Raw genomic sequence first — 13,823 nt, forward strand, 5'->3', positions numbered from 1 at the left:
TTCCGGAAAAAGACGATGCCGATCAATAATCTAGCGCATCGTGCCGGTTCCGGTGTCCGGCCTGATGCGCTAGCCTCCGGTCCAGGCGCGCGACGATCACGGCCGCGGACGCGGGGTACGGAAAGCCACGCTTCGTCCACCTTTTTTCGCGAGGCTGAACTGAAACTTGGCGCGACGCGCGTAGTGCCGCGCCGCCCTTGCCCTGATAGGGCCGGCGGGCCTAACGGGGGACTCGTTCTGGAATGAAGCCGATGGCCGACGTCACTGGACCTCCGGCGCCCGCCGCGGGCCCGCAGAATCCCGGGCTGCCGGTCCCCGGCACGCAGGGTCCGGGTTCGCCGGCGGCTGCGCCGCAGGCGACCGGATCCATCGACCGCTCGGAACAGCCGGGCCGGGTCGGTCTGCTGCTGGTGCTGGCGGGCCTGCTGGTCGGGGCCGCCATCGGCCTGTCGTTCGTGGCGAACGAGCAGGCGCAGTCGCTGATCGTCTGGCTGCTGGCCCTGCTGGCGATGGCGGGGGTGTTCTTCCTGTTCGCCCTGGCGATCGGGGCGCTCCAGCTCAGTGGCAGCGCCGCCCGGGACGACATCACCAAGGGCATCGTCGACGCCTCGCCCGACGGGGCGCTGGTCGTCGAGGATGGCGGCCGGCTGATCTACGCGAACGAGGCCTATCTGCGGATCGCCGGCGGCGACACCTTCTCGAACCTCGTGCCCATGGAGCGCATCCTGGTCGGGCCGCCGGAGGTCTCCGAGGCGGTCTACCGCCTGTCTCAGGCCTCGCGCGACGCCCGGGCCCATACCGAGGAGGTCCGGATGTCGCCGCCGCTGGGCCCGGTCGCCGGCGAGCGCAGCTTCGGATGGTACCGGGTCTCGGTCCGGCCGCTCGCGCGCCCGCGCCGGGCCGCCTCGCTCTGGACGGTGGCCGACATCACCGCCGAGCGCGAGCGGCAGGAGAACGTCTTCCAGGAACTCCAGCACGCGATCGACTACCTGGACCACGCCCCGGCGGGCTTCCTGTCGATCGATCCGGCCGGCGCCATCGTCTACATGAACGCCACCCTGGCGGCCTGGCTCGGCTACGATCTGGCGAGCGTCGGCCACGGCGGCCCACACCTCACCGAGATCGCCCCGGAGGCGGATGTCCTCGTGCGCGCCGCCGGCCTGCCCGGGGAGGTCCGCACCGACCGCTTCGACCTCGACCTGCGCCGCCGCAACGGCCACACCCTGCCGGTGCGGCTCTACCACCGGATCGCCTTCGGCAAGGACGGCAAGCCCGGATCCTCCCGGACCTTCGTGATCAACCGCTCCGCCGGGGCCGAGACCGACGAGCCGCAGCGCGCCGCCGAGGTGCGCCTCGCCCGGTTCCTCAACAATTCGCCGATCGCCATCGCGACCCTCGACCGGACCGGGCGGATCGCCCGGGCCAACGCCTCGTTCACCCGGCTGTTCGGCACGGTCCCGCGCCAGGCCGAGGACGGCGCGCTCGACGGGGACGGCACGGCCCGGGCCGAGCCCAACGTCGCCGACTCGGTGACTGATCGCACCGCCCTGGAGGCCGGGCTCGCCCGCGCGGCGAGCGGCCGGACCGACCCCGAGCCGATCGAGGTCCAGCTCAACGGTCCGGGCGGCCGCTCGGCGCGGGTCTGGCTCAGCCCGGCCGACGGCGGCGACCCGGGGCAGAAGACCGACGAGGCCGAGCGGGTGATCCTGTACGCCCTCGACACCACGGCCCAGCGCCAGCTGGAGCAGCAGGTCGCCCAGGCCCAAAAGATGAACGCCGTGGGCCAGCTCGCGGGCGGCATCGCCCACGACTTCAACAACGTGCTGCAGGCGATCATCGGCTATTCGGACCTGCTGCTGGCGAGCCACCGGCCGACCGATCCGGCCTTCCAGGACATCATGCAGATCAAGCAGAACGCCAACCGGGCGGCGGGCCTCGTCCGCCAGCTCCTGGCGTTCTCCCGCCGCCAGACCCTGCGGCCGGAGGTGATGAATGTCGGGGAGGCGCTCTCGGAACTGACCCTCCTGCTCAAGCGCCTGCTCGGCGAGCGGGTCGCCCTGGAGCTGAAGCACGGCCGCGAGGTCTGGCCCGTGAAGGCCGACGTCAACCAGTTCGAGCAGGTGATCGTGAATCTCGCGGTCAACGCCCGGGATGCGATGCCGGAGGGCGGCAAGCTGGTGATCCGCACCGAGAACGTCACCGATCCGGGGCCGGCCTCGGCGGTCGAGGGGCGCGGCGGGGCACCGACGGGCGACCACGTGCTGATCGAGGTCCGCGACACCGGCCAGGGCATCCCCCCCGAGCTGATGGAGAAGATCTTCGAGCCGTTCTTCACCACCAAGGAGATCGGCAAGGGTACGGGGCTGGGGCTCTCGACGGTGTTCGGCATCGTCAAGCAATCCGGCGGCACCATCGACGTGCAATCGACGATGGGGTCGGGCACGGCCTTCCGCATCTACCTGCCGCGCCACGTCCCCGTGGCCGAGCCGGAGGAGGTGCCGCCGCCGGTCGCGGCCCTGCCGCGGACCGGACCGTTCACGGCGCCGGAGCAGGGCGGGCGCGGCGACGCCGGCGTGGCCGCCGGCGACCCGTCCGGCAAGCCCGACAGGCCCGCACCGCGCAAGCCCGCCGCCGACCATACGGGGCAGGGAATCATCCTGCTCGTGGAGGACGAGGATCCGGTGCGGGCGGTCAACAGCCGGGCCCTCTCGGCCCGCGGCTACACGGTGCTGGAGGCGGCCTCGGGCCTGGAAGCCCTGGCGATCGTCCGCGAGGGCGCCCAGCCGATCGACCTCGTGGTCTCCGACGTGGTCATGCCCGAGATGGACGGCCCGACACTCCTGCGGGAGGTGCGCAAGCACCAGCCCGACCTGAAGGTGATCTTCGTCTCCGGCTACGCCGAGGACGCCTTCCGCAAGAACCTGCCGGAGGGCGAGACCTTCAACTTCCTGCCCAAGCCGTTCAGCCTGAAGCAGCTCGTCGAGACCGTGAAGAAGACCATGGCCGATTGAGGGGGAGGGCGCAGGGCCGGGAACGGCCCGGCGCGGTTCGCCGCGGTGGAGAACCGGCGCATCGCCGGCATCGCGGCGACATCGCCATCGTCGCGCCCTTGCAAAAATAGAACAAAACGGGCACAAAGACGCGGTGTTGCCGCGCGTTGTGAATGGCGCCCAACCCCTTCATAAGGAGCCCGCCAGATGGCCCAGCCCGCATTGAAAGTGGCCGACATGCCCCCCGTGGACAAGGATAAGGACAAGGACAAGTCCAAGGCGATCGACGCCGCCCTGTCCCAGATCGAGCGCGCCTTCGGCAAGGGCTCGATCATGCGGCTCGGTAAGAACGACAAGGTGCAGGAGGTCGAGACGATCTCCACCGGCTCGCTGGGGCTCGACATCGCGCTCGGCGTCGGCGGCCTTCCCCGCGGACGGGTGGTCGAGATCTACGGCCCCGAATCGTCCGGCAAGACGACCCTGGCGCTCCACACCATCGCGGAAGCCCAGAAGAAGGGCGGCGTCTGCGCCTTCATCGACGCGGAGCACGCCCTCGACCCGGTCTATGCCCGCAAGCTCGGCGTCAATCTCGACGACCTGCTGATCTCCCAGCCCGACACGGGCGAGCAGGCCCTCGAGATCACCGACACGCTGGTGCGCTCCGGCGCCATCGACGTGCTGGTGGTCGATTCGGTGGCCGCGCTGACCCCGCGGGCCGAGATCGAGGGCGAGATGGGCGAGAGCCAGCCCGGCCTCCAGGCGCGGCTGATGAGCCAGGCCCTGCGAAAGCTCACCGGTTCGATCTCGCGCTCGAACTGCATGGTGATCTTCATCAACCAGATCCGGATGAAGATCGGCGTGATGTACGGCAGCCCGGAGACCACCACGGGCGGCAACGCCCTGAAGTTCTACGCCTCGGTGCGCCTCGACATTCGCCGCATCTCGACCCTGAAGGACCGCGACGAGGCGATCGGCAACCAGGTCCGCGTCAAGGTGGTGAAGAACAAGGTCGCCCCGCCGTTCAAGCAGGTCGAGTTCGACATCATGTTTGGCGAGGGCGTGTCGAAGGTCGGCGAGCTCATCGACCTCGGTGTGAAGGCCGGGATCGTCGAGAAGTCCGGGGCCTGGTTCTCGTACAACAGCCAGCGCCTCGGCCAGGGCCGCGAGAACTCGAAGGGCTTCCTGCGCGACAACCCGAAGATCGCAGCCGAGATCGAGACCTCGATCCGGCAGAACTCGGGACTCGTCGCCGAGAAGATCCTTGAGAACGCCGCGCCGACGCCGGACGAGCTCGACGAGGGCGAGGCTTAAGCCGCGCCGCCGCCAGTCCGAGAGGATCGCGGCAGAGTCAACGACGCGAACGCTATGCCGGCCCCGGAGCCTCTCCGGGGCCGTTTGCGTCAGACGCGTCCCGGTCCGCGCGCGCGCCGGTCACCGTGCTGCGCTCGCGATGACGGAGCGCGCGACATCCGGACCGTCACCGACGGCGCAAACGCGAAAGCCCCGCATCGCCGCGAGGCTTCCACCGATCGCTTCCCGAGAGCCTTCGCGGGACCAGAATGCATCGGGCCACCCGCGACCCGACCCCGTCCGGATCAGGCAGCTTCGCCGGCCTCAGCCTGGGCGGCCTCGCCTTCGACCAGCTTCCAGGTCTTGGTCTTCGAGAACGGACGGCACTCCTCGATGAACACCGTCTGCCCGACCTTGGCGACATTCGCCTCGTCATGGGCGTGGTAGTTCTTCGAGCGGCGCACGGTCTTCTTCATCACCGGGTGCGTGAAGCGGCGCTCCACCTTCACCACGATGGTCTTCTCGCCCTTGTCGCTGACGACGGTGCCCTGCAGGACGCGCTTCGGCATGATGTTCTCCTAAGCCCTTCGTCAGCTCTTGGCCGCCTGCAGCGTCTTCGAACGCTGCAGGGTGCGGACGCGGGCGATGTCGCGGCGAACCTCACGGACGCGGGCGACGTTCTCGAGCTGGCCGGTGGCCCCCTGGAAGCGCAGGTTGAACTGCTCCTTCTTGAGGTTCAGCAACTCGTCGTTCAACTGATCCGGCGACAACGCCTTGAGATCAGACACTCTCTGGGTCGACTTCACGATAGCCTCCGTTCAGTCGGCGATGCGTTGGACGACCCGCGTGCGGATCGGGAGCTTCGCGGCACCAAGGCGAAGCGCCTCCTTGGCGATGGCCTCGGCGACGCCGTCGACCTCGAACATGATCCGGCCGGGATGCACCCGGGCGGCCCAATAGTCCGGGGCGCCCTTGCCGGAGCCCATGCGGACCTCGGTCGGCTTCGAGGAGACCGGCACATCCGGGAACACCCGGATCCAGACGCGGCCCTGGCGCTTCATCTCGCGGGTGATCGCGCGGCGGGCCGCCTCGATCTGGCGGGCGGTGACGCGCTCGGGCTCCACCGCCTTCAGGCCGAACTGGCCGAAGTTCAGCTCGAAGCCGCCCTTGGCCGCACCGTGAATGCGGCCCTTGAACTGCTTGCGGAAGCGGGTCTTTTTCGGTTGCAGCATGGCTTCCTACCTTACGCGTGCTCGCGCTCGCGGCGTCCGCGCTCGCGGCCGCCCTCGCCATCGCGCTCGCGGCGCCCGCCGGAGCGGCCGCCCTCTTCCTGGGCCTTCTTGTCCTGGGCCATCGGGTCGTGCTCGAGGATCTCGCCCTTGAACACCCACACCTTGATGCCGCAGGTCCCGTAGGTCGTGAACGCCGTGGCGGTCCCGTAATCCACGTCCGCGCGCAGGGTGTGCAGCGGGACGCGGCCCTCGCGGTACCATTCCTGGCGGGCGATCTCGGCGCCGCCGAGACGGCCCGAGCAGTTGATCCGGATGCCCTCGGCGCCCAGACGCATCGCCGACTGGACGGCGCGCTTCATGGCCCGCCGGAAGGCGACGCGGCGCTCGAGCTGCTGGGCGATCGAGTCAGCCACCAGGGTGGCGTCGATCTCGGGCTTGCGCACCTCGACGATGTTGATGGTCACGTCGGCCTTGGTCATGGTGCCGACGAGCTTGCGCAGCTTCTCGATATCCGCGCCCTTCTTGCCGATCACCACGCCCGGACGGCCCGAGTGGATGGTGACGCGGCACTTCCGGTGCGGTCGCTCGATGACGATCTTGGAGACCGCCGCCTGCTTGAGCTGCTTCATGAGGGCGGCGCGGATCGCGACGTCCTCGTGCATGAGCTTCGCGTAGTCGCCCTTGGTGGCGAACCAGCGGGAATCCCAGGTCCGGTTGATACCGAGCCGGAGACCGATCGGATTGACTTTCTGGCCCATCAGATCCTCCTCAGGCCGCTTCGGCCTGGCGGACTTCGCGAACCACGATGGTGAGGTTCGAGAAGGGCTTCAGGATACGCGCGCCGCGGCCGCGGGCGCGGGCGTGAAAGCGCTTGAGAACCAGCGCCTTGCCCACGAAGGCCTGGGAGACGACGAGGTCGTCTACGTCCAGATCGTGGTTGTTCTCGGCGTTCGCGATGGCGCTCTCGAGGCACTTCTTGACCTCGGTGGAGATCCGCTTGCGCGAGAACTGCAGGTCGGCCAACGCGGTGTCGACCTTCTTGCCGCGGATCATCTGCGCCACGAGGTTGAGCTTCTGCGGGCTGACGCGCAGCATGCGCGCGACCGCCTTGGCCTCGTTCTCGGGGAGCGCGCGGGGGGTGGCTTGCTTGCCCATCTCAGCGCCTCTTCGCCTTCTTGTCGGCCGCGTGGCCCGGGAAGGTGCGGGTCGGCGAGAATTCGCCGAACTTGTGCCCGACCATTTCCTCGGTGACGTAGACCGGGATGTGCTTCTGCCCGTTGTGCACACCGAAGGTGAGCCCGACGAACTGCGGGAGGATCGTGGAGCGGCGGCTCCAGATCTTGATGACCTCGGAGCGCGAGGAGCCCCGCGCCGCCTCGGCCTTCTTGAAGAGGTAGCCGTCGACGAACGGCCCCTTCCAGAGAGAGCGTGCCATAGCGATTACTTCTTGCGGTTGTGGCGGCTGGACAGGATGAACACGTCGGTCCGCTTGTTGGACCGGGTCTTCTTCCCCTTGGTGGGCACGCCCCAGGGCGTGACCGGGTTGCGGCCGCCCGATGTGCGACCCTCGCCGCCGCCGTGCGGGTGATCCACCGGGTTCATAGCCACGCCGCGGTTATGCGGGCGCTTGCCGAGCCACCGGTTGCGCCCGGCCTTGCCGAGCGAGATGTTCATGTGGTCCGGGTTCGAGACCGCGCCCACGCTGGCGAAGCACTGGCCGTGGACCAGGCGCTGCTCGCCGGAATTCAGGCGGAGCGTCACGTAGCCCTGGTCGCGGCCCACGATCTGCGCGTAGTTGCCGGCCGAGCGGGCGATCGCGCCGCCCTTGCCGATCTTCAGCTCGATGTTGTGGACGATGGTGCCCACCGGCATCGAGCCGACCGGACCGGCATTGCCCGGCTTGATGTCGACACCCTCGCCGGCCACGACCTTGTCGCCCGGCTGCAGCCGCTGCGGGGCCAGGATGTAGCTCTGCTTCCCATCGGGGAAGTTGATCAGCGCGATGAACGCCGTGCGGTTCGGATCGTACTCGATCCGCTCCACGGTCGCGACGACACCGAGCTGCTCGCGACGCTTGAAGTCGACGTTGCGCAGCACGCGCTTGTGGCCACCGCCGCGGAAGCGGACGGTAATCCGGCCAAGGTTGTTCCGGCCGCCGGAGGACGACTTGCCCTCCGTCAGCGCCTTCACCGGCTTGCCCTTGTAGAGCTCACGGCGGTCGACGAGCACGAGCTGGCGCAGGCTCGGCGTGACCGGTTTGAATGTCTTCAAGGCCATCGGCTTGGATCCCTAAAACCCGTCCTCAGAGCCCGGTCGTGACGTCGATCGTGTGGCCCTCGGCCAGGGTCACAATCGCCTTCTTCACGTCGGAGCGCTGTCCGCGGAGTCCGCGGAAAATCTTCTTCTTTCCCTTGGTGACAAGGGTGTTCACGGCCGTGACCTTCACGTCGAACAGCTTCTCCACCGCCTCCTTGATCTGAGGCTTGGTCGCCTTGGGGGCGACCCGGAAGACAACCTTGTTCTGCTCGGTCAGGTTCGTCGCCTTCTCGGTGATGACCGGGGAGACGATGATGTCGTAGTGGCGCAGATCGGCACTCATTTGAAACGCTCCTCCAGCGCGTCGACGGCGGCCTTGGTCAGGACGAGCGTGTCGCGGCGCAGGATGTCGTAGACGTTGATGCCCTGCACGGGCAGCACGTCGATCTGCGGGATGGCGCGGGCGGCCCGGCCGAAGTTCACGTCGACCTCGGCACCGCCGATGATCAGCGCGTTGGAGAGGCCCATCTTGCCGAAGCGCTCGACGAGACCCTTGGTCTTGTGATCCTCGATCTTGATGTCGTCGACGACGATCAGGGTCGAGGCCTTGGCCTTGGCCGAGAGGGCGTGACGCAGAGCCAGCGCCCGGACCTTCTTGGGCAGGTCGTGGCTGTGGTCGCGAACGACCGGACCGAAGGCCCGGCCGCCGCCGCGGAACTGCGGAGCCGAGGCCGCGCCGTGGCGGGCGTTGCCGGTGCCCTTCTGCTTGTACAGCTTCTTGCGGGTCCGGTTCACAGCCGAGCGGTTCTTCACGGCATGGGTGCCGGCCCGGCGCTTGGCCAGCTGCCAGCGGACCATGCGCTGAAGGAGGTCGGCCCGCGGCTCAAGGCCGAAGATGTCCTCGTTCAGCTCGACCGAACCGGCGCCGGCGCCGTCGAGGGTGGTGATATCGAGCTTCATCAGGCGGTCTCCTCAGCCGCAGGGGCCTCGGGGGCAGTCTGGGCGGACTCGGGGGCAGCGCCGTTCTCACGGAACTTGCCCGGCAGCGGCACGTCGGCGGGGAGCTTGCGCTTCACCGCGTCGCGGATCTGGATCCAGCCGCCGGCGACGCCCGGAACCGCGCCCTCGACCAGGATCAGGCCGCGCTCGGGATCGGTGCGCACCACGCGCAGGTTCTGGGTCGTGACCCGCTCGACACCGAGGTGACCCGGCATCTTCTTGTTCTTGAAGGTCTTGCCCGGATCCTGACGGCCGCCGGTCGAACCGATCGACCGATGCGAGATCGAAACGCCGTGGGTGGCGCGCAAGCCGCCGAAGTTCCAGCGCTTGATGCCGCCCGCGAAGCCCTTACCGGTGGTGGTGCCGGTGACATCCACGAACTGGCCGGGGATGAAGTGGTCCGCGGTGATCTCCGCGCCGACCGGGATCAGCGCGTCCTCTGACACGCGGAACTCGGCCAGCTTCTTCTTCGGCTCGACCTTGGCGACCGCGAATCGGCCCCGCTCGGCGGCCGAGACGTTCTTGACCTTGGCCTTGCCGACGCCGACCTGCAGCGCGACATAGCCGTTCTTCTCGACGGTGCGGTGGGCAACCACCTGGCATTGATCGATCTTGAGCACGGTGACGGGGACATGTTCCCCCGCGTCCGTAAAGACGCGGGTCATCCCGACCTTCTGTGCGATGACGCCTGAGCGCATAGGTGTCTCCCTCGCGCGATGAAACGGTAAGCTCTAAGTCCCGGCGGGACTCAGAGCTTGATCTCCACGTCCACGCCGGCGGCGAGGTCGAGCTTCATCAGCGCGTCCACGGTCTGCGGCGTCGGATCGACGATATCGAGCACACGCTTGTGCGTGCGCATCTCGAACTGCTCGCGCGACTTCTTGTCGATGTGCGGCGAGCGGTTGACGGTGAACTTCTCGATATGCGTCGGAAGCGGGATCGGGCCCCGGATGGTCGCGCCGGTGCGCCGGGCCGTGGAGACGATCTCCTTGGTCGACGCATCGAGGATGCGGTGATCGAACGCCTTCAGGCGGATGCGGATGTTCTGACCGTTCATGTTCCTGGAACCTTGAGAGGGACGGCGGGGAGTGCGGAGGCAAGCCCCCGCCGCGCCCTGCTAAGGATGCTTCTCTGCTATCAATCGTTGATGGCGGCGACGACGCCGGCGCCGACGGTGCGGCCGCCCTCGCGGATGGCGAAGCGCAGCTTCTCCTCCATGGCCACCGGCACGATCAGCACCACGTCCATGGTCACGTTGTCGCCCGGCATCACCATCTCGGTGCCCTCCGGCAGGGTCACGATCCCGGTCACGTCCGTCGTGCGGAAGTAGAATTGCGGCCGGTAGTTCGTGAAGAACGGCGTGTGCCGCCCGCCCTCTTCCTTGGTCAGGATGTAGGCCTCGGCCTTGAACTTGGCGTGCGGCTTCACCGAACCCGGCTTGCACACGACCTGGCCGCGCTCCACGTCCTCGCGCTTCGTGCCGCGCAGCAGCACGCCGACGTTGTCGCCCGCCTGGCCCTGGTCGAGCAGCTTGCGGAACATCTCCACGCCGGTCACCGTCGTGGTCTGCGTGTCGCGGATGCCGACGATCTCCACCGTCTCGCCGACCTTCACGATCCCGCGCTCGACCCGGCCCGTCACCACCGTGCCGCGCCCCGAGATCGAGAACACGTCCTCGATCGGCATCAGGAACGGCAGGTCGATCGGCCGCTCCGGCTGCGGGATGTAGCTGTCGACGGTGGCCATCAGCGCCAGCACCGCCTCCTTGCCGATCTTGGGCTCCTTGTCCTCCAGCGCCATCAGCGCCGAGCCCTTGGTGATCGGGATGTCGTCGCCCGGGAAGTCGTACTTCGACAGGAGCTCGCGCACCTCGAGCTCGACCAGCTCCAGCAGCTCCTCGTCGTCGACCATGTCGACCTTGTTGAGGAACACCACCAGCGCCGGGACGCCGACCTGGCGGGCCAGCAGGATGTGCTCGCGGGTCTGCGGCATCGGGCCGTCGGCCGCCGACACCACCAGGATCGCGCCGTCCATCTGCGCCGCCCCGGTGATCATGTTCTTCACGTAGTCGGCGTGGCCGGGGCAATCGACGTGGGCGTAGTGCCGGTTGGCCGTCTCGTACTCCACGTGCGCCGTCGAGATCGTGATCCCGCGCGCCTTCTCCTCCGGCGCCTTGTCGATCTGGTCGTAGGCCGTGAACGTCGCCCCGCCCGTCTCGGCCAGGACCTTCGTGATCGCCGCCGTCAAAGACGTCTTGCCGTGATCCACGTGCCCGATCGTGCCGATGTTGCAGTGCGGCTTGGTGCGAGCGAACTTTTCCTTGCCCATCAGAGCCTCCTAAATTCGAATTCGTGTTGCGGATGAAGAGATGTCTAGGCGTAAAACCTTAGGCGTACTTGGCGATGACCTTGTCGGCCTCACCGCGCGGCACCTCTTCGTAGTGGTCGAACTGCATCGTGAAGTTGGCGCGGCCCTGGGAGAAGGAGCGCAGCTGGTTCACGTAGCCGAACATGTTGGCCAGCGGCACCATCGCGTTGATGACGTTGGCGTTGCCGCGCATGTCCTGGCCCTGGATCTGGCCGCGGCGGGAGTTCAGATCGCCGATGACCGAACCGGTGTATTCCTCCGGCGAGACGACCTCGACCTTCATCACCGGCTCGAGCAGCACCGAGCCGCCCTTCTGCAGGGCTTCGCGGAAGGCGGCGCGGGAGGCGATCTCGAAGGCCAGCGCCGACGAGTCGACGTCGTGATAGGCACCGTCGATCAGTTCGACCTTCACGTCGACCACCGGGAAGCCGGCGAGCACGCCCGCGCCCAGGACTGAGTTCAGGCCCTTCTCGACGCCGGGGATGTACTCCTTCGGCACCGCGCCGCCGACGATCTTCGACTCGAAGGCGAAGCCGGCGCCCGGCTCGTTCGGCTCGACCACGAACTTCACGCGAGCGAACTGGCCGGTACCGCCGGTCTGCTTCTTGTGCGTGTAGTCAATCTCCTGACGGCGGGTCAGCTTCTCGCGATAGGCCACCTGCGGCTGGCCGATATTCGCGTCGACCTTGTAGGTACGGCGCAGGATGTCGACCTTGATGTCCAGGTGGAGCTCGCCCATCCCCTTAAGGATGGTCTGGCCCGATTCCTGGTCGGTGGAGACGCGGAACGACGGATCCTCGGCGGCGAGCTTCGCCAGCGCGATACCGAGCTTCTCCTGATCTGCCTTCGACTTGGGCTCGACGGCGATCTCGATGACGGGCTCGGGGAACTCCATCTTCTCGAGGATGACAGCCTTCTGCGGATCGCAGAGGGTGTCGCCCGTGCGGGTATCCTTGAGGCCGGCCAGGGCGACGATGTCGCCGGCGAAGGCCTCCTTGATGTCCTCACGGTTGTTGGCGTGCATCAGGAGCATGCGGCCGACGCGCTCCTTCTTGTCGCGCGAGGAGTTGAGCACGTTGGCGCCCGAATCGACCTTGCCCGAATACACGCGGCAGAAGGTGATCGTACCGACGTGGGGATCGTCCATGATCTTGAAGGCGAGCATGGAGAAGGGATCCGAATCCGTCGGGTGACGGACAGTCTCTTCCTCGGTCTTGAAGTCGATGCCCTTGATCTCGCCGCGGTCGGCCGGGGAGGGCAGGTAATCCACGACGGCGTCGAGGAGCGGCTGCACGCCCTTGTTCTTGAAGGCCGAGCCGCACAGCACCGGATGGAAGGCGCGCAGCTGCACGGCCTTGCGCACGAGCTTGCGCATGCTGGCCTCGTCCGGCTCGGTGCCGTCGAGGTAGGCGCCCATGGCCTCGTCGTCCAGCTCGACGCAGGCCTCAACCAGCTTGGTCCGATACTCGACGGCCTGATCCTTCAGGTCGGCCGGGATCTCGATCTCGTCGAAATTGGCGCCCAGCGCTTCACCCGACCAGACGATCGCCTTCATCTTGATGAGGTCGATCACGCCCTGGAAGTTCGACTCCGAACCGATCGGCAGCTGCAGGCACACCGGCTTGCCGGCGACGCGGTCGATGATGTCGGCCACGCACTTGAAGAAGTCGGCGCCGATCTTGTCCATCTTGTTGACGAACACGACGCGCGGCACGTCGTACTTGTCGGCCTGGCGCCACACGGTCTCGGTCTGGGGCTCGACGCCCTGGTTGCCGTCGAGCACGCACACGGCGCCGTCGAGCACGCGGAGCGAACGCTCCACCTCGATGGTGAAATCCACGTGGCCGGGGGTGTCGATGATGTTCAGGCGCTTGTCGCGCCAGAAGCACGTCGTCGCGGCGGACGTGATCGTGATGCCACGCTCCTGCTCCTGCTCCATCCAGTCCATCGTGGCGGCGCCCTCATGGACCTCGCCGATCTTATGGGACTTTCCGGTGTAGTAGAGGATCCGCTCCGTGGTCGTGGTCTTGCCGGCATCGATGTGGGCCATGATGCCGAAGTTGCGGTAGTCCTCGATCGCGTGCGTGCGGGGCATCGGATTGCTCCTGAGAGACGGCGGAACCGCTTACCAGCGGTAGTGCGAGAAGGCGCGGTTGGCTTCCGCCATCCGGTGCGTGTCTTCCCGCTTCTTGACGGCGTTGCCGCGGTTGTTGGCGGCGTCGAGCAGTTCGGCGGAGAGCCGCTCGACCATGGTACGGTCGTTGCGCGACCGGGCAGCCTGGATCAGCCAGCGGATCGCCAGGGCCTGGCGGCGCTCGGTCCGGACCTCGACCGGGACCTGGTAGGTCGCGCCGCCGACGCGACGGGAGCGGACCTCGATCATCGGGGCGACGTTGTCGAGGGCGGCGCGGAACACCTCGATCGGGTTGGCGCGGGCGCGGTTCTCGACGATGTCGAAGGCACCGTAGACGATCCGCTCGGCGGTCGACTTCTTGCCCTCGTACATGATCGAATTCATGAACTTCGTCAGCACCACGTCCCCGTACTTCGGGTCCGGGATGATCTCACGCTTCTCGGCAGAGTGGCGACGGGACATCTCTTACAACTCTCAAACGAGTCTGACTTAAGCACCCCGCGCAGGCCGCCTTGGCTTTCCGGAGAAAGCCGGCGACATCCTTACGAGGCCGTG

At 67.6% G+C, this 13,823-nt stretch carries 16 protein-coding genes; 2 read left to right on the forward strand and 14 right to left on the reverse strand.

Annotated elements, in window-relative coordinates; translation table 11 throughout:
• Window positions 1-251: 251 nt before the first annotated feature.
• Together cckA and recA are read left to right on the forward strand one after the other, a co-directional pair.
• Entirely contained in the window at window positions 252-3,011 is a 2,760-nt protein-coding gene (gene cckA, locus AC3IF3_RS21620; RefSeq protein WP_489230275.1) for a cell cycle histidine kinase CckA, read from the forward strand.
• Between the two features lie 216 nt (window positions 3,012-3,227).
• Complete coding sequence (recA, locus tag AC3IF3_RS21625) at window positions 3,228-4,301, forward strand: recombinase RecA (protein WP_409564788.1); 1,074 nt, start codon at window positions 3,228-3,230, stop codon at window positions 4,299-4,301.
• A 284-nt stretch (window positions 4,302-4,585) separates the two neighbouring features.
• Here recA and rpsQ read toward each other — a convergent pair whose 3' ends face one another.
• The 14 genes from rpsQ to rpsG all read right to left on the reverse strand — a co-directional run bounded on the left by rpsQ (window position 4,586) and on the right by rpsG (window position 13,730).
• Entirely contained in the window at window positions 4,586-4,849 is a 264-nt protein-coding gene (gene rpsQ / locus AC3IF3_RS21630) for a 30S ribosomal protein S17 (protein WP_489230276.1), read from the reverse strand.
• Between the two features lie 21 nt (window positions 4,850-4,870).
• On the reverse strand, window positions 4,871-5,086 hold the full coding sequence (gene rpmC, locus AC3IF3_RS21635) for a 50S ribosomal protein L29 (protein WP_243971952.1): 216 nt from the start codon (window positions 5,084-5,086) through the stop codon (window positions 4,871-4,873).
• A gap of 12 nt (window positions 5,087-5,098) precedes the next feature.
• Window positions 5,099-5,512 (reverse strand): 50S ribosomal protein L16, encoded by a 414-nt coding sequence (gene rplP / locus AC3IF3_RS21640; protein ID WP_091719330.1) that lies wholly within the window; start codon window positions 5,510-5,512, stop codon window positions 5,099-5,101.
• 11 nt (window positions 5,513-5,523) lie between these two features.
• Window positions 5,524-6,270 carry a 30S ribosomal protein S3 gene (gene rpsC, locus AC3IF3_RS21645; protein WP_243967303.1) on the reverse strand — a complete coding sequence of 249 codons (747 nt, stop codon included), beginning with the start codon at window positions 6,268-6,270 and terminating at the stop codon, window positions 5,524-5,526.
• A gap of 10 nt (window positions 6,271-6,280) precedes the next feature.
• The gene (gene rplV / locus AC3IF3_RS21650) at window positions 6,281-6,667 is read right to left on the reverse strand and encodes a 50S ribosomal protein L22 (protein WP_058194329.1); all 387 of its coding nucleotides are present in this window, start codon (window positions 6,665-6,667) and stop codon (window positions 6,281-6,283) included.
• 1 nt (window position 6,668) lies between these two features.
• Entirely contained in the window at window positions 6,669-6,947 is a 279-nt protein-coding gene (rpsS, locus tag AC3IF3_RS21655; protein ID WP_012319190.1) for a 30S ribosomal protein S19, read from the reverse strand.
• Window positions 6,948-6,952: 5 nt separating this feature from the next.
• Complete coding sequence (gene rplB / locus AC3IF3_RS21660) at window positions 6,953-7,789, reverse strand: 50S ribosomal protein L2 (RefSeq protein WP_243967302.1); 837 nt, start codon at window positions 7,787-7,789, stop codon at window positions 6,953-6,955.
• 25 nt (window positions 7,790-7,814) lie between these two features.
• Entirely contained in the window at window positions 7,815-8,111 is a 297-nt protein-coding gene (locus AC3IF3_RS21665; protein WP_489230277.1) for a 50S ribosomal protein L23, read from the reverse strand.
• Window positions 8,108-8,728 (reverse strand): 50S ribosomal protein L4, encoded by a 621-nt coding sequence (gene rplD, locus AC3IF3_RS21670; RefSeq protein ID WP_489218159.1) that lies wholly within the window; start codon window positions 8,726-8,728, stop codon window positions 8,108-8,110. The genes AC3IF3_RS21665 and rplD overlap by 4 nt, the downstream gene beginning before the upstream one ends.
• Window positions 8,728-9,465, reverse strand: a complete 738-nt coding sequence (rplC, locus tag AC3IF3_RS21675) for a 50S ribosomal protein L3 (RefSeq protein ID WP_489218160.1) — start codon at window positions 9,463-9,465, stop codon at window positions 8,728-8,730. The genes rplD and rplC overlap by 1 nt, the downstream gene beginning before the upstream one ends.
• Before the next feature lie 50 nt (window positions 9,466-9,515).
• Complete coding sequence (gene rpsJ, locus AC3IF3_RS21680) at window positions 9,516-9,824, reverse strand: 30S ribosomal protein S10 (protein ID WP_043351245.1); 309 nt, start codon at window positions 9,822-9,824, stop codon at window positions 9,516-9,518.
• Between the two features lie 80 nt (window positions 9,825-9,904).
• The gene (tuf, locus tag AC3IF3_RS21685) at window positions 9,905-11,095 is read right to left on the reverse strand and encodes an elongation factor Tu (RefSeq protein WP_489216691.1); all 1,191 of its coding nucleotides are present in this window, start codon (window positions 11,093-11,095) and stop codon (window positions 9,905-9,907) included.
• A gap of 58 nt (window positions 11,096-11,153) precedes the next feature.
• Window positions 11,154-13,229 carry an elongation factor G gene (gene fusA, locus AC3IF3_RS21690; RefSeq protein ID WP_489218162.1) on the reverse strand — a complete coding sequence of 692 codons (2,076 nt, stop codon included), beginning with the start codon at window positions 13,227-13,229 and terminating at the stop codon, window positions 11,154-11,156.
• Between the two features lie 30 nt (window positions 13,230-13,259).
• Window positions 13,260-13,730 (reverse strand): 30S ribosomal protein S7, encoded by a 471-nt coding sequence (gene rpsG / locus AC3IF3_RS21695; RefSeq protein WP_012319183.1) that lies wholly within the window; start codon window positions 13,728-13,730, stop codon window positions 13,260-13,262.
• Window positions 13,731-13,823 lie beyond the last annotated feature (93 nt).

This window comes from Methylobacterium sp. J-118, from assembly GCF_057836565.1.

Excerpts from the sequence above, each read along its gene's own strand:
- rpsS (WP_012319190.1), bottom strand. The coding sequence starts at position 6,947 with ATGGCACGCTCTCTCTGGAAGGGGCCGTTCGTCGACGGCTACCTCTTC.
- recA (WP_409564788.1), top strand. The coding sequence starts at position 3,228 with ATGCCCCCCGTGGACAAGGATAAGGACAAGGACAAGTCCAAGGCGATC.
- rplP (WP_091719330.1), bottom strand. The coding sequence starts at position 5,512 with ATGCTGCAACCGAAAAAGACCCGCTTCCGCAAGCAGTTCAAGGGCCGC.
- rplV (WP_058194329.1), bottom strand. The coding sequence starts at position 6,667 with ATGGGCAAGCAAGCCACCCCCCGCGCGCTCCCCGAGAACGAGGCCAAG.
- tuf (WP_489216691.1), bottom strand. The coding sequence starts at position 11,095 with ATGGGCAAGGAAAAGTTCGCTCGCACCAAGCCGCACTGCAACATCGGC.
- rplD (WP_489218159.1), bottom strand. The coding sequence starts at position 8,728 with ATGAAGCTCGATATCACCACCCTCGACGGCGCCGGCGCCGGTTCGGTC.
- rpsC (WP_243967303.1), bottom strand. The coding sequence starts at position 6,270 with ATGGGCCAGAAAGTCAATCCGATCGGTCTCCGGCTCGGTATCAACCGG.
- rplC (WP_489218160.1), bottom strand. The coding sequence starts at position 9,465 with ATGCGCTCAGGCGTCATCGCACAGAAGGTCGGGATGACCCGCGTCTTT.
- rpsJ (WP_043351245.1), bottom strand. The coding sequence starts at position 9,824 with ATGAACGGTCAGAACATCCGCATCCGCCTGAAGGCGTTCGATCACCGC.
- AC3IF3_RS21665 (WP_489230277.1), bottom strand. The coding sequence starts at position 8,111 with ATGAGTGCCGATCTGCGCCACTACGACATCATCGTCTCCCCGGTCATC.
- rpsQ (WP_489230276.1), bottom strand. The coding sequence starts at position 4,849 with ATGCCGAAGCGCGTCCTGCAGGGCACCGTCGTCAGCGACAAGGGCGAG.
- rpsG (WP_012319183.1), bottom strand. The coding sequence starts at position 13,730 with ATGTCCCGTCGCCACTCTGCCGAGAAGCGTGAGATCATCCCGGACCCG.
- cckA (WP_489230275.1), top strand. The coding sequence starts at position 252 with ATGGCCGACGTCACTGGACCTCCGGCGCCCGCCGCGGGCCCGCAGAAT.
- rplB (WP_243967302.1), bottom strand. The coding sequence starts at position 7,789 with ATGGCCTTGAAGACATTCAAACCGGTCACGCCGAGCCTGCGCCAGCTC.
- fusA (WP_489218162.1), bottom strand. The coding sequence starts at position 13,229 with ATGCCCCGCACGCACGCGATCGAGGACTACCGCAACTTCGGCATCATG.